Annotated in this window: 16 protein-coding genes and 3 tRNA genes; 5 read left to right on the top strand and 14 right to left on the bottom strand. The window is 68.7% G+C overall.

What is annotated here, in order from left to right:
* Nucleotides 1-314: 314 nt before the first annotated feature.
* Nucleotides 315-665, bottom strand: a complete 351-nt coding sequence (locus tag D458_RS0115395) for a metallopeptidase family protein (protein WP_017587644.1) — start codon at nucleotides 663-665, stop codon at nucleotides 315-317.
* Between the two features lie 96 nt (nucleotides 666-761).
* Here D458_RS0115395 and D458_RS0115390 point away from each other — a divergent pair, with 96 nt between their 5' ends.
* The 4 genes from D458_RS0115390 to D458_RS0115375 all read left to right on the top strand — a co-directional run bounded on the left by D458_RS0115390 (nucleotide 762) and on the right by D458_RS0115375 (nucleotide 2,739).
* A complete protein-coding gene (locus D458_RS0115390) occupies nucleotides 762-2,303 on the top strand; it encodes a metallophosphoesterase family protein (RefSeq protein WP_026119334.1) in 1,542 nt (513 codons plus the stop codon).
* A 96-nt stretch (nucleotides 2,304-2,399) separates the two neighbouring features.
* Nucleotides 2,400-2,472: transfer RNA gene (locus D458_RS0115385), tRNA-Glu, on the top strand.
* A 90-nt stretch (nucleotides 2,473-2,562) separates the two neighbouring features.
* Nucleotides 2,563-2,637 (top strand) — tRNA-Asp (locus D458_RS0115380).
* 28 nt (nucleotides 2,638-2,665) lie between these two features.
* Nucleotides 2,666-2,739 (top strand) — tRNA-Phe (locus D458_RS0115375).
* A gap of 129 nt (nucleotides 2,740-2,868) precedes the next feature.
* On the opposite strand, the gene D458_RS0115370 is transcribed toward D458_RS0115375, so the two are convergent.
* The 13 genes from D458_RS0115370 to D458_RS0115305 form a co-directional block, all read right to left on the bottom strand.
* Nucleotides 2,869-4,308, bottom strand: coding sequence for a tyrosine-type recombinase/integrase (locus tag D458_RS0115370; RefSeq protein WP_017587642.1), 1,440 nt, complete (start codon nucleotides 4,306-4,308; stop codon nucleotides 2,869-2,871).
* Nucleotides 4,308-4,553 carry a helix-turn-helix transcriptional regulator gene (locus D458_RS33570; RefSeq protein ID WP_017587641.1) on the bottom strand — a complete coding sequence of 82 codons (246 nt, stop codon included), beginning with the start codon at nucleotides 4,551-4,553 and terminating at the stop codon, nucleotides 4,308-4,310. The genes D458_RS0115370 and D458_RS33570 overlap by 1 nt, the downstream gene beginning before the upstream one ends.
* Before the next feature lie 101 nt (nucleotides 4,554-4,654).
* Complete coding sequence (locus tag D458_RS0115360; RefSeq protein WP_017587640.1) at nucleotides 4,655-5,347, bottom strand: ATP-binding protein; 693 nt, start codon at nucleotides 5,345-5,347, stop codon at nucleotides 4,655-4,657.
* 10 nt (nucleotides 5,348-5,357) lie between these two features.
* The gene (locus D458_RS36390; protein ID WP_152521144.1) at nucleotides 5,358-6,203 is read right to left on the bottom strand and encodes a hypothetical protein; all 846 of its coding nucleotides are present in this window, start codon (nucleotides 6,201-6,203) and stop codon (nucleotides 5,358-5,360) included.
* Complete coding sequence (locus tag D458_RS0115345) at nucleotides 6,203-6,535, bottom strand: hypothetical protein (RefSeq protein ID WP_017587637.1); 333 nt, start codon at nucleotides 6,533-6,535, stop codon at nucleotides 6,203-6,205. Before D458_RS0115345 ends, D458_RS36390 begins: the two co-directional genes overlap by 1 nt.
* Before the next feature lie 204 nt (nucleotides 6,536-6,739).
* Nucleotides 6,740-8,758: an FtsK/SpoIIIE domain-containing protein gene (locus D458_RS0115340; RefSeq protein ID WP_017587636.1), complete on the bottom strand. Its 2,019-nt coding sequence runs from the start codon at nucleotides 8,756-8,758 to the stop codon at nucleotides 6,740-6,742.
* Between the two features lie 63 nt (nucleotides 8,759-8,821).
* The gene (locus D458_RS0115335; protein ID WP_017587635.1) at nucleotides 8,822-9,190 is read right to left on the bottom strand and encodes a hypothetical protein; all 369 of its coding nucleotides are present in this window, start codon (nucleotides 9,188-9,190) and stop codon (nucleotides 8,822-8,824) included.
* Entirely contained in the window at nucleotides 9,180-9,452 is a 273-nt protein-coding gene (locus D458_RS0115330) for a hypothetical protein (RefSeq protein WP_017587634.1), read from the bottom strand. The genes D458_RS0115335 and D458_RS0115330 overlap by 11 nt, the downstream gene beginning before the upstream one ends.
* Entirely contained in the window at nucleotides 9,449-9,739 is a 291-nt protein-coding gene (locus D458_RS0115325) for a hypothetical protein (RefSeq protein WP_017587633.1), read from the bottom strand. The genes D458_RS0115330 and D458_RS0115325 overlap by 4 nt, the downstream gene beginning before the upstream one ends.
* On the bottom strand, nucleotides 9,736-10,929 hold the full coding sequence (locus tag D458_RS0115320; RefSeq protein WP_017587632.1) for a hypothetical protein: 1,194 nt from the start codon (nucleotides 10,927-10,929) through the stop codon (nucleotides 9,736-9,738). The genes D458_RS0115325 and D458_RS0115320 overlap by 4 nt, the downstream gene beginning before the upstream one ends.
* A complete protein-coding gene (locus D458_RS36995; protein ID WP_017587631.1) occupies nucleotides 10,926-11,063 on the bottom strand; it encodes a hypothetical protein in 138 nt (45 codons plus the stop codon). Before D458_RS36995 ends, D458_RS0115320 begins: the two co-directional genes overlap by 4 nt.
* Nucleotides 11,056-11,241, bottom strand: coding sequence for a hypothetical protein (locus D458_RS0115310; protein WP_026119333.1), 186 nt, complete (start codon nucleotides 11,239-11,241; stop codon nucleotides 11,056-11,058). The genes D458_RS36995 and D458_RS0115310 overlap by 8 nt, the downstream gene beginning before the upstream one ends.
* A complete protein-coding gene (locus D458_RS0115305; RefSeq protein ID WP_152521143.1) occupies nucleotides 11,238-11,501 on the bottom strand; it encodes a hypothetical protein in 264 nt (87 codons plus the stop codon). Before D458_RS0115305 ends, D458_RS0115310 begins: the two co-directional genes overlap by 4 nt.
* 545 nt (nucleotides 11,502-12,046) lie before the next feature.
* Here D458_RS0115305 and D458_RS0115300 point away from each other — a divergent pair.
* The gene (locus D458_RS0115300) at nucleotides 12,047-12,787 is read left to right on the top strand and encodes a GntR family transcriptional regulator (protein WP_017587628.1); all 741 of its coding nucleotides are present in this window, start codon (nucleotides 12,047-12,049) and stop codon (nucleotides 12,785-12,787) included.

Below are 12,787 nucleotides of genomic sequence, written 5' to 3'. Positions count from 1 at the left end.
TCGTTGCTCCGGGTAATTCCCCCGGTGTGATTCCGTGTCGCCCTTCGGGACTGACGACCCGATGGTTTTCCCAGGTGGCCCCGGTTGAACGGGAGGGGTTTGCGAGGGCTTGGCGCGGCAGATGGCGCGGAGGGTGTTGTTGCATGCCGACGCGTGATTGCAAATGCAAAATCGCTCGGCGGGGCCCTTATTTATGGGATCTTCGGATGAATGCTCATCCGAATGTCACTCTGAGTGATTATCGGCCGACGGAGTCCCGATGCCTTTCGGGTCGTTCCTGAAGCAGTCGGCCCCGGAGGCCGGCTCCGGAACGCTCAGCCCCAGCCGAGCTCGGTGAGCCGGGTGTCGTCGATGCCGAAGTGGTGGGCGATCTCGTGGACGACGGTGATGAGGACTTCGTCCACCACCTGTTCCGGGGACTCGCAGATCGAGCAGATGTTGAGCCGGTAGATGAAGATCTGGTCCGGGAGCACGCCGAAGTAGGAGTCGCCGCGTTCGGTCAGCGGGATCCCCTCGTACAGACCGAGCAGACCCTCCTGGGACTCGTCCTCGACCGTGATCACCACGTTGTCCATGAGCTGTGCCAGCTCCGGCGGGATCTGGTCCAGGGCGTCGGCCACCAGTTCCTCGAAGTCCCTGCGCGTCAGTTCAACCACGCCTGCCATTGTGCTGCCTTCCCGGAGCGGCAAGGAAGAGACATAACACTCTGGAGGGGAGGAAATATTGGGAACAGCTTCCGTCAACGGCATGATGGGGGTGTGTTGTCTTGGGGAGAGATTCGCGCTTACGACTTTCGGGGGGCCCTCGAACGGTCCCGGGAGGCCCTCCGCCGATGGCGTGCCGGGCGTCTGTGGCGTTGGAGCTGCGTCGTCGTCGCGGGGTTGGTCGGGGGTTGGCTGGGACTGGCCCTCGGCGGTCAGGTGGTCACACCGATCGGTCCGGCCGACGTCACCTTCTCCCTGAGCCCCCAGTGGCACGGCGAGACCGTCGTCAATGTCGCCCCCCTGGGCCAGCTGGCCTTCGACACCCATGCGGCGCCCCTGAAGCTCGAGGCGACCATCACCGAGATCCGGCTCGCCGCGGCCGAGGAGATGTTCGCCGACCCCGACGCCATCAACCGGATGGCCGCGGGCATCGGCTCGGACCTCACCAGCGGCGTGATCGCCCTCCTGCTGCGCTCCGTGCTCGCGGCGACCGCGGGCGCGGCCGTGATGGGCCTCCTGCTGTTCCGCAGCGGTTGGCGCGCGTTGGCGAGCGGGGTCACCTCGCTGGCCGTCCTGGTGGGTTTCGGCGGCCTGGCGGGCCTCACCTTCAACCCGAGCGCCATCGCCGAACCGCGCTACACCGGTCTCATCGCGGGCGCCCCCCAGGTGGTGGGCAGCGCCGACGACGTGGTCAGCCGGTTCAGTGAGTACCAGGAGCAGCTCGCCGGGCTGGTCGGCAACGTGTCGATGCTCTACGAGGCCACCTCCTCGCTGCCGGTCTACGACGAGGACGAGTCGGTCATCCGGGTGCTGCACGTGTCCGACATCCAGCTCAACCCGGCCTCGTGGAGCATCATCAGCACCCTGCAGGAGCAGTACGGGGTGGACGTGATCGTGGACTCCGGTGACCTGACCGACCGCGGCAGTGCGGCGGAGGACGTCTTCGCCGACGAGATCGGCAAGCTGGACGTGCCCTACGTGTGGGTGCGCGGGCAGCACGACTCCATGGGTACCCAGCGCGCGGTGGAGGCCCAGCCCAACGCCGTGGTCCTGGACGGGGGCGTCGAGGAGGTCGGGGGACTGACCTTCTACGGGGCGGGGGACCCCCGGTTCACCCCGGACGCCACCCGGCTCAACCCCGACGCGGCGGGTGTGGCCGCTCTGGGCGAGGAGCAGGCGGCCTCGGTCGCGGGCGGCAGCGACGAGGTGGACGTCGCGATCCTGCACACGCGCGGCCAGGCGCAGCCGTTCGACGGTGTGGTCCCGCTGGTCCTGGCCGGGAACGAGCACCTGCGCTCCACCGAACTCACCGATCTGGGCACCAGGTTCCTCATCCAGGGGTCCACCGGCGGCGCCGGACTACGTGGGCTGGATCACGGTTCCGGCCGACCGACTCCCTACCAGGCGTCGGTTCTCTACTTCGACGCCGAAACCGGCCGTCTCCAGGCCCGTGACGACATCGACCTCGGTGGCATCGGTCTCACGTCCGCGCAGGTCGAACGGCATATCGAAGAGGATCCTGAGCGTCAGGTCGGCGAACCGGTCGAGGACGAGGAGGACGAGGACGCGGATCCGAGCCCCACGGAGGACGCGTCGTAGCCCTCGTGCCGCCGCAGGTCATGAAGGTTCGGACCGGCTCGGGCAATCACTTTGGTGTTGGTGGGAATCTCCCCTATGCTTAGGCTGTCTACACGGGCCCCCATCGTCTAGCGGCCCAGGACGCCGCCCTTTCAAGGCGGTAGCGCGGGTTCGAATCCCGTTGGGGGTACGAAGCGGTCAGAGCACTGTCGGACATCTGGCAGAATGAGAACCGCAGCCACACACCGGGCCAGTACGGCCGGATGTGACAACTGAACAAGGTCCTGTGGAGCAGTTAGGAGTGCTCGCCACCCTGTCAAGGTGGAGGCCGCGGGTTCAAATCCCGTCAGGACCGCAAGCGTCGCCGAGGAAATCGGCGCCGCGGCTAGGTAGCTCAGTTGGTACGAGCGTCCGCCTGAAAAGCGGAAGGTCGGCGGTTCGACCCCGCCCCTAGCCACAACACACAGACATGCAAAAAGGCCCCGCCACCTGCGAAAACAGGTGGCGGGGCCTTTTCGTGCGTCGGTGGTTGTCGGTGACCGGTGGTGGGCTTCGGTGGGTGCCTACGGCCAATGCGCGTCCACGTTCAGGAGCGGCGTAGGGCCTCCTCGATCTGGCGCTTGGCGCGGTCCTCCTCTCCGACGAGACACTTCGCGTAGATCTTCTTGAGCACTGCCACGCTGTGCCCGGCCCACTGGGCCACGAGCGTCTCCGAGACGCCCGCGTTGAGCCACGTGGACACGCAGGTGTGCCTGAGGTCGTAGGGGCGCCTCGCGAGCGGAGAGCGCGCCTCAGCCTCGCTCAGGACCGCACCGCGGGTCCACGCCCACGCACGCCGGTAGGTGATCGTTGCCAGCGGTCCGCCGCGTACTCCGGTGAACAGCCTTCCTTCGGGGTCGGTGCCGAACTCCTCCAGGTGCTCCCAGAACAGCTGGGTCAACTCGGGGGAGCAGGGGACCGGCCGGACCTCTCCGGCCTCGCGCTGTTTCGGGCCGCGCCGGGTGTCCCGGCTCGTGCCATCGTCGGTGAACTCGGGGCGGGCGTCCGGGGTGACCTCCTCCACGTAGATCTCGTCCCAGTCGTAGACCGTGGCTCCGGTCGTGTCGGTGCGGGGAGCGGGCAGGGACAGGTTGTGCTTGCGCAGGTTCACCGCCTCCTCGGGGCGCAGCGCCGCGTAGTACATCGCTCCGAAGAAGGCGACCAGGCGGGGACCGGACTTCATGCCCCGGCGCCGTTCGGTCTCCTCGTAGCCGTACTCGCGGACGTTGTCGAGGAGGTTCCGGGCCTGTTCGGGGTTGACCACGCACCGCCGGTCGACCTGGTGGATCGAGCGGGAAGACGTGGCTTCCAGGTCCCCGATGGGGTTCCGTTCGAGCAGCCCTTCACTCACCGCGTAGGCCAGCGCGGCCTTGAGGATGCCGTGGTTGCGCCGCTGGGAACCGATCACGAGCTTGCGTCCCTCCAGATCGCGCGTAGCCGCGCGAATAGCGGCTTCCGCGACCTTCGGGTCGGCCAGATCCCCGACCGGGCGGGTGTGCCGGGCGACCCAGCGCAGCGCGTCGTCGACTTCCCGCGGGCGTTCGGCCGCGCGGTAGGTCTTGCTGTAGGCCCAGCGCCGTAGCGCGGCCCGGAGCAGCGCCGGTGCCGGCATACCCCGCTCGGTGGTGAACAGCGCGGTAGTCGCCATCATCAGGGCGAACGCGATGTTCCCCCGGTGCTTGGCGGAGATGTCCGGCCACTTGTGATCCACGTAGGAGACGGCGAAGTCGTACCAGGACACCTCCGGCCGCTCCTCGCGGAGCATGCTCACCGGGAGTCCCTTGGACAGGCTGAACGCTTCGCCCCGGCTCTGCGACTGCACGAGCTGGGAACGGAAGGCGTCGGCCTGTGCCCGCTTCTTGAACGGCTCCTTGAACTCCTCGGTGCCGACCTTCCAGCGCACGCGGTAGGTCGCGCCCCGGGTGCCCTTGTAGACGGTCACCTTCCACACGGAGGCCTTGTAGCTCAGGTCGTCGGGGTCGATCATCAGGCCTTGTCCTCAGCGGTGGTCATGAACTTCTCGAACTCGGACCGGCGGATGCGCAGGGACCCGTTGGGGAGCTTCGCGCACTTGGGGGCACGGCCCTTCTTGCGCCAGTCGTAGAAGGTGTCGCGGCTGATCATCAGCTCCCCGCAGAACTCGTCCACGGTCAGCCACCCCCGGGAGCGCTGCTGGGGGATGGTGAGGGTCTTCGCCGGTCGTCCCGGGCGCGTCTTGGTTCGGTCGGTCATGATGGGAAGTGCTCCTTGCCTCTCACGGGGTCGGGGGCGCGGCTCCGGCGGTGCTTGGCGGTACAGGCCGGGGCCGTCTTCATGGGTGCGGGCAGCGGGGCTCATCGGGTGAGCCGCCGGTCCGCGCCGGTCATCTCGACTCGGGTCGTCATCTCGATCAGCCGGGACGCGATCCGGTCGCCCAGCAGCTCGGGGAGGGCGGCGGGCGGCTCGTTGCTGGTGATGATCACCGGGAGCATGCGGTTGTAGCGGTGGTTGACGATCCGGTAGGTGGTCTCCTCAGTCCACAACGAGGACTTCGTAGTGCCCAGGTCGTCCAGGAGCAGCACGGGCACGCTCAGCACGCGCCGCATGAGGCGTTCGCGTTCTTCGTCGCTGCCCGCGCCGGGGCGGAGCGCGGCGTACAGGTCCGGGAACGTGGTGGCCAGAAACCCGAACCGCGCCGGGCCGGTCAGGGCGATCCTGCGCACCGCTCCGAACGCCGCGTGGGTCTTGCCGGTACCGGTGCCGCCCCAGAGCATGAGGGACGGCGCCTGCGTGACGTCAGCGGCGACCCGGTCGGCCCAGTCGCACACCGTGGGGTGCTCGGTGGCGGCGGTCAGGTACCGGGGCGGCGCGACTCTCTCGAACTTGGTCAGGGCGGCGTTGACGCGCTGCCTGTGGTGGTAGGTGGGGTGTCCGGGGAGTTCGGGGTCGGGGGCGTCGTCCACAGGGCCGGGAGTGGTGTCGAAGCCCTTCTCGCGGGTGATGCGTGCGAGCCGGGCGAGGAACTGGGTGTCGGCCGTGGTGTGCATGCGCTTCCTCTCAGGACCAGGGGTCGGGGTTGTCGCCGTAGTCGTCGGGGTTCCGGTACGGGGTGTGGCCGCCTACGACCCGGAGTTGAGGTCGGGGTCGGGTGCGGTTGATCGCGATGCGCAGGGTGTCGGCGGTCAGGGCGAAGCGGCCTTCAGCGGCGACGTGTTCGAGCCCGCGTGTGATGTCGTCGTCGGAGTAGCCGTTGGTCAGGGCCTTCTTGACGACCGCGCGGGTCTTGTTCCAGTCGCCCATGCCGTTGGTGGCGCGGTGGTAGACGGTGGCGAGCGCGTTGACGCGTTTGTGGCCGGTGTGTGCCGGTGCGTCGGGCTGTGTCGCGGGGGCCGTCGGTGTGTCCTGTGACGGCTGGTCGCGCGAACCTTCTCTTATAGGGGCCTCGCTCTTCATCACCCCCGGGGGCGACGAAGCAGGGGCGCTTGGTCTCCCCTGGGGGTGATCCGTTTCCTCGGAAACATGTCCTCCCCGGGGGTGATCGGTTTCCCCGGAAACGGGACTTGGGACCGACACCCGTTTCCCCGGAAACGTGTCACCCACGGGGGTGATGGACTCGCCCTCGGGAAGGACCGCCTGGAACACGGACTTGGCACCGCGGGTACCCCGACGAACCTGCTGGAGAAGCCCTGCTTCGATCGCCTGCGAGTAGCGCCCGGAGATGCGTTGCGGGGCTCGGGAGAGCAGGACCGCGAGGTCGTCTCGGCTGACCTCGACACGGCCGTCGTTGCCCATGTGCTCCGCGAGCACGAGCAGCAGCACGCGCACGCTGTCGGGTACGCGGCTGGTGGCGTAGACGTAGCGCAGCCACTGTCCGCGCGTCGTGCTCGGGTCGGCCGGTGCCACTAGCCCTCCGAGGTGCTCAGGTCGTCCCGGAACTTGGGGGCGCACCAGACCCGCACGACGATGCCGTCCACGATCGCGCGGGCGTCGGGAGTGGTGCCGAAGCGCAGCTCCACATCGGTGCCCAGGTAAGCGGCCCAGTCCCGAACAGCCTGGTGCGAGGTGGCCTGCCCCGCCAGCAGGTCGATGCCCAGACGGGGCGGGACGAAGCTGGCGGTGACGCCTCCAGTCGCCCACAGGGTCCAGTCCACTTCGGGCAGGTCTGAGGAGAGCAGGTCAACGAGCACTCGGGCGGCGGTGTGCTGAAGTTCTCGGCTGGTGGTCTGGGTGGTCATACTGGGGTCCTCTCGGTTTCGGGAGAAGACGGCCCCACCCGGTGCCTGCAAGCTGAGGGTGGGGCCGTCGCCGCGGTGTGGACGCCGCTGTGGACGCCCCGGCGTGGTGTTACAGGTCAGCGGGTGTCCAAACCGGGCTTGGACAGGGTCTGGACACCCGGTTTGGACAGGGTCTGGACAGGGTCTGGACGCCGGTTTGGACGCTTAGGCGTTGACCAGTTCGCGGGTCTCCAGCACGGTCCAGTCGCCGGACTCCTCGTGTCGCAGGCGGCCCTCGGACTCCAGACGGCGGAGCTGGTTGTAGAGCCAGCTCTTCTTGCGCTCCACCCCCATGTCCGCCAGTGCGGTCTTGAGGTCGAAGGCCTTGAACTCGTGCCCGGAGCCCCACTCCTGCATCAGGCTGTCCAGGGCCGCGCGGGCCTCCTCAGCGCTGGCCGGGGTGCCCTTGCGGGTCCGGGACGGGAGCACGAAGTCCTCTCCCTCGACCGGGGCGAGTTCGGTGTCCAGGTCAGCGGTCACGTCCGGGTCGTCATCGGGGATGGTGAAGGTCACCGGGTCGATCTCCTCGCGGTCCTGGTCCTCGCTCGGTGCGGGTGCCATGGCCTGCTCCTGCTGGCGGTCGGTGGTGGCCGTCGCGGCCGGAGCGCCGCTGGTGCGGTTCGCGAGGTAGGTCGCATACTCGGAGCCGAACGCAGCGCGGGTGATGGGGTCCAACTTGGTGTCCTGGTCCGGCAACGAGTCGGCGGCGGCGGTCAAGACCTTGTTCTCTTCGGCCGGGTCGGTCGAGGGCGGGCCGAACATCTTGACCGCGACCACGTGCCGGTCGGGGTCGGTGTGCTCGATCGCGGCGTAGGCCGCGCCGGGCTTGGACTTGCGCCAGCGGGAGGGGTCGCACCCGGCCTCGGTCACGTAGTCCGGGAGCACGAAGCTGGCGTCCGCGTGGTCACGCACCCCGAAGCACAGGCCGTCACCGAGGTTGGCGCGGGTGTCGGTGTCGAGGTTGCCCCAGGTCGCGCGCTGCAAGGACAGGTCCAGGTGCATCCCGACCGAGCGGGAGACCCGCGCGACTTCCACGATCTCGTCGAAGTCCACGACCTCTGCGGCCTCTTCGACCAGGATGTGCAGGAAGGTCAGCCCGCACCCGGGCACCCACTGCGAGTGCCCCTGGTCGGCGAGGTGGTTCGCGCGGGCCTTGATCGCGCGCTTGATCGCGGCCAGCTGGCTCTTGGCGTCCTTCTTGCTGTAGGCGGGCCACCCGATCGCACCCGAGATGGGGCCTAGCGTCTGACGACCCTTGGCGAGGTCGATCGCGAGCGTGAACGTGTCGCGCCGTGCGGCGATCTGAACCATCTTGACCTTGCCGTACACGCTCTTGCCCGCACCCGCCATGCCAACCGTGAGGCTGTGCCGGTTGGTGATCTGGTTGTGGAAGGGCTCCCCGTCCTCGTAGGTGCCCAAGTGCAGCGGCCGGTCCGCGATGCCGACACCGATCTCGGCGGCGCTCAGCCCTTCCCAGGGGATGAGCTGGCCCATGACGTCCTGCTTGGTGATGACCAGCTCCGCGCGGTCCGCGCGGGAGGGGTCCTCGATCACCCGGATCGCGCCGGGAGCCACCCCGTAGGCGGACGCGAGTTCCTTGTTCCGGTTCTGGAGACCTTCCGCCGTCTCGCCGTTCTCCAAGGTCAGGGAGTGACGCTGCTGCATCTCGGTATCGGCGGTCAGCTTGGCCTTGATGTCCTTCAAGTGCAGCATCTCGGCCACCTCGGAGAAGGTGGGCAGCACCCGGCCCGCGCCCTTGCGAGAGGGTTCGCCGTTGCCCTGCCCGCGTGCCCACAGGTGCACGTCCGCTGTGGCGGCCAGCATGGCTCCACCGATCAGCAGGGCGTCCATCAGCGGGCGTCCGGGGCCGAACGCGGTGGCCAGCGCCAACCAGCCGGTGGCACCGCCGATCATCGCGGTGGAGATGTGGTGGGCGTACCAGGTGCGGGCGGTGGTCAGGTGGTGGGCGGCATAGGTGACCACCCCGCCGGCCGCCGCGATCGCGGCCGCGGCCAGCCCGGTGCCCCAACCGAGGTCGCCCCACATCCAGTGGGTGAGGAACCCGGCCGGGATCAGGGCGGGGGCGGCCATCCAGGGGCGGACGTAGTCCATGAAGGTTGCGCCGCGCCGCACCGCCACCTCAGCGCTGTTGCGGTCGCGCACCGCCAGCTCGTTGCGAGCCATGCTGCTTCTCCTTCTCGTGTGGGGGTGGGGGCCGCCCGCGGGCGGCCCCCGGGTGGTGGGTGGTCAGGCGTCCAGGTCGATGACCTTGCGCTTCTTCTTGGGCTTGATCAGGTGCTCGAAGTGCTTGGTCAGCGATCCCCAGGTGCGGGCGCCCTCGATCCCGACGGTGCGCTGGGCCTCAGCGGCGCGGCGCAGGTGCTTGGCGATGGTGCGGGCCTTGCGGCGCACCGCCATGTGCGACTCCCCGTCCGCCGGGGGCAGGTCCTTGAGGACCGCTTCCAGCTCCTGGGCGGAGTACTCCAGCTCCATGGCCAGAGCTCGGGAGAGGCGGCGCAGGCCGTCGGTGTACTCGCGGATGTCGGTACCGGTGTGGAACTCGCGGTCGGCCAGCTCGTTGAACAGATCGCGCGCGTACTTGGCTTCAGCGCTCACAGGGGCTCTCCTTGTCTTCGGTGGTGTGGGGGCGGTTGATGACCACGGCGATGACCCCGCGGCCGGGGCCGTAGCGGCGCACGTGCGCGGCGTGCAGGTGGGTGCGCCAAGTGGTGCCCAGCCACGCGGCGAAGTCGGCGAGCTGGGAGCGGATCGGGCGGATGTCCAAGCGCGCGCTGATCAGGGAATCGAGGTGGCAGAGCAGGTGGTCAGCGAAGGTGGCGGCGGCCCGCAGACGGGTGCGCCGGTCAGGGCGGCTCATACGGTCGCCTCCAGACCCTCGAAGCCGGGAAGGGGCAACTGGTCGGCGCAGACCGGACACCGGTCGTGCGGCTGGCAGCGGTGGCGCTTGGGGTCGCGGCACCGCTCTGCAGGCGGCGGAGCGACCTCGCTCAGGTGACGCAGCCGGTCGTTGTCCGCGAGCTGCTTGGCGTAGTGCTCGTCGAATTCCTGCCCGCACTGGCAGTAGACGGAGTAGCACCAGGCTTCCCCCTGGCTGGTCTCCTCCTTCCAGCGGCGGACCTTGGGCCGGTGTTTGATCGGCTTCATGAGGTCCCGCCCTCCTCGATCTCGCGGCGGATGCGGCGGACCGTGGACACCCCGAGACCGGTCTCCCGAGCGATCTCGGCTGTGAGAGCGTCGGGGCGCTCCCGCAGGATCCGGGCGACCGCCATGCGGTTCTTCTCGCCCTCCAAACGGCGCCGCTCCTGCGCAGTCAGCAACCGCTCAGAGGCTTCGTCATCCTCGTGTGAGCGGGGGCGCTCAGACGGGTTGACCTGGGGTTCCTCTGAGACGTCCGGGAGGTCGGTCTCGCCGTGCGAGCGGTCGGTTCCGTGCGAGCGCTCAGACGGGTTTCCGTGCGAGCGCAGCCAGTCCGACGCCCCTTCCGCGATGGCTTCCCCGACCTCTTCCAGACCATCACCGGCAGGTCGTGCGAGCGGAGCGCTCGCACGGGCGGGCTCGGTGTGAGCAGGGCGCTCAGACGGCCGCACGTCGGTGGTCTGGTGCTGGTCGATCTTGGCGATCGACTGCGAGATCGCTGCGGAAGCGGACGTGTTGATCAGGTAGGTGAGCCCGGCGAAGAGGGCGGAGCCGACCGAGCACGCGACCCCGACCGGCCCGGTCCCGAAGTAGGACCCCACGATCGAGATCAGCAGCGGCACGACCATCAGGGCCAGGAACAGCCGCCCGGTGCGGTCGTCGATCTTGGTTCCGGCGCGGGCCAGCAGGCCACGCCAGATGATCACAGCGGTGGACAGCCCGGTCAGACCGACCTCAGCGACCCACCCGACCGGTACCGGTCCGCCCTGGGTTTCGACCAAGGCACCGAGACCGATCGCGGACCCCACGCTCAGCAGCAGGGACGCAGCCAGCGACACCCGCCCGAACGTGCGCTGATGGCGGCTCATGTCCAGGATGGTTCGGGCCGGGGAGGTGGCCCGGCGGGCACGGTCGATGATCTCGGCCACCTGCGCGGCCTCCTCGGCGACCCGGGCCCGCTCAGCGGCCTCGGCCAGCTTGCGGCGGTGATCAGCCTGCAACGCCGCTTCCAGCCGCTCAGCGGTCAACTGGTCGTACTTGGCCCGGGTGGCGGGGTTGAGCGCCGGGTCCTCCAACAGCTCTTGGCCCGGGATCGACTCCAGCGCCTTGGCGGCCTGAACCGTCCGCTGGATCTCTTCGGCGGTCACCGGGGTGGCCTGTTCGGGCCGCCCCTGGCCCTGCTTCTTGGGGAAGCTCACTTGTCCTCCTTGAGCTTGGACAGGCGGGTCAGGGTCTCCAGGTCCGAGCGCCGCTCGATCAGTGGGAACCCGACCAGGTGGATGAACAGGGCGGCGGTGACCAGGAACGCGAACAGCGAGATCAGCTCAGCCACGTCGGGCTCCCTTCCGAGTGCGGCGGGGGTGCTGGGTGAGGGTCAGGCGGGTGCGGCCCCAGCGGCGCAGGGTCCGGCGTGTGCGGCGGTAAGCGGCGGCCACCCGCAGTGCCCCGATCACGAGCAGCAGGACCACCACGGCGGTCGCGATCATCACGGGCAGGTGTTCGGGGCTCACACGGACCACCCCCGGATGACCTCGGGGGTCACGGCCTGTGCGGCGATCTCGCTCAGGCGGTCGTCGAGGATGTCGGCCGCGGCCGACACACGGGCGGCGCGCTCCTCGCACGTCTCGTCGTCGAGGTCGGCGGCGAACAGGTCGGCGCCGTCGGTGATGTCGAGCGCGGCCAGGGTGGCCGGGGTGACCTCGAAGAGGCCCTTGGGGGCGGTGATGGGGGTTTCGAGGGCCGTCGGGGACGGCATCATGGTGGTGCGCATGTGCTTCTCCTCGCAGGTGAACAGGTGCGTGAGAGCCCCGCTGGGCGGCATCCCGGCGGGGCTCGTTGTTGTCTGGGGGATGTGGTGGTGGACCCGGGTGGTCCCCGCCCCCGTCTCGCGCTCCCGTGTTGTGCCGGGAGTTGAGAGAGGACAGGCACCCCTGGGGTGCGGCGCGGCCATTCCGTTCTGTCCTGGTGAAGGCAGAGCACGAGGTCTGGGTGCCGTGGCTACGTCTTCCCGTCGCCGCCCCTTGTCTGCTCGGGGTGGCGTCAGGGCTTGCTCGCTATGTGCCTCAAGGGCTTGTTAAAGCTCGTGTGCTCCGGGATTCCACGCGGCGGACAGGGCTCTGCCCTGGTCACCGGAGTCCTCTTCCGGGCTGCGGCCTGTGGCCGTAGAACTGTTATAGCACGCGACCTGTATCTGTTCTAGTACAGTTGGCATATTCCTTGGCCCTCAGGTGTTGCAGGCCATGGAGCCCCAGGTCACCCGCATGGACATATATGCGTTCTAGTACACTGATCACGTTCACCACGAAGGAGTCACACGTGTCCCCTCAGGTCCAACGCACTGACCCGCCCTACATGCAGGTCGTCAAGCACATCAAGGCCGAGATCGAGTCCGGAGTCCTCCAGGACGGGCAGAAGATCGATTCCGTTCGCGCTATCGCTGCGAAGTGGAAGATCTCGCTGGCGACCGCGACCAAGGTCGTCGGGGTGCTCAAGGCTGAGGGCCTGGTGCGCAGTGAACCCGGCAAGGGCAGCATCGTCACCCGCGAACAGGCGGCGGCCAGTGCCAAGGACCGTGTGATTCGCAGTCTGGAAGGCCGGATCTACGCGGCGAACGAACGTGCCGAGATCCGCTCCGCCGAACTGGTGCCGGCCCCCGAGGAAGTCGCAGACGCTCTCGGTGTTCCCGAAGGTACGAACGTCATCCGGCGCCAGCGGGTCACCCTCCGGGACGACGTGCCCTCTTCGGCCAGCACGTCCTGGTTCCACGGGGAGTTGGCCGACACCGCCCCGCTGCTGCTGGAAGCGAAGCGGTTGCCCCAGGGCACCCCGAAGTACGTCGAGGAGAAGGCGGGCCTCACCCCCGCCGCCGGCAAGGACCAGCTCCGCGCCGACATCGCCTCAGAAGAGGACTCCGCGGCTCTGGGCATCCCGCTCGGCTCCCCGGTACTGCGCAAGCAGAACTGGGTGTTGAACGCCGACGGCGACGTGATCGAGTTCGGCCAGTCCGTCTCCGTGGCCCGTCGCTGGGCCACCTATAACTACGAGATCTCCAGGTAG

The organism is Nocardiopsis ganjiahuensis DSM 45031, assembly GCF_000341085.1.
GTDB lineage: Bacteria > Actinomycetota > Actinomycetes > Streptosporangiales > Streptosporangiaceae > Nocardiopsis > Nocardiopsis ganjiahuensis.
This window is presented reverse-complemented; position numbering and strand designations above follow the sequence as displayed.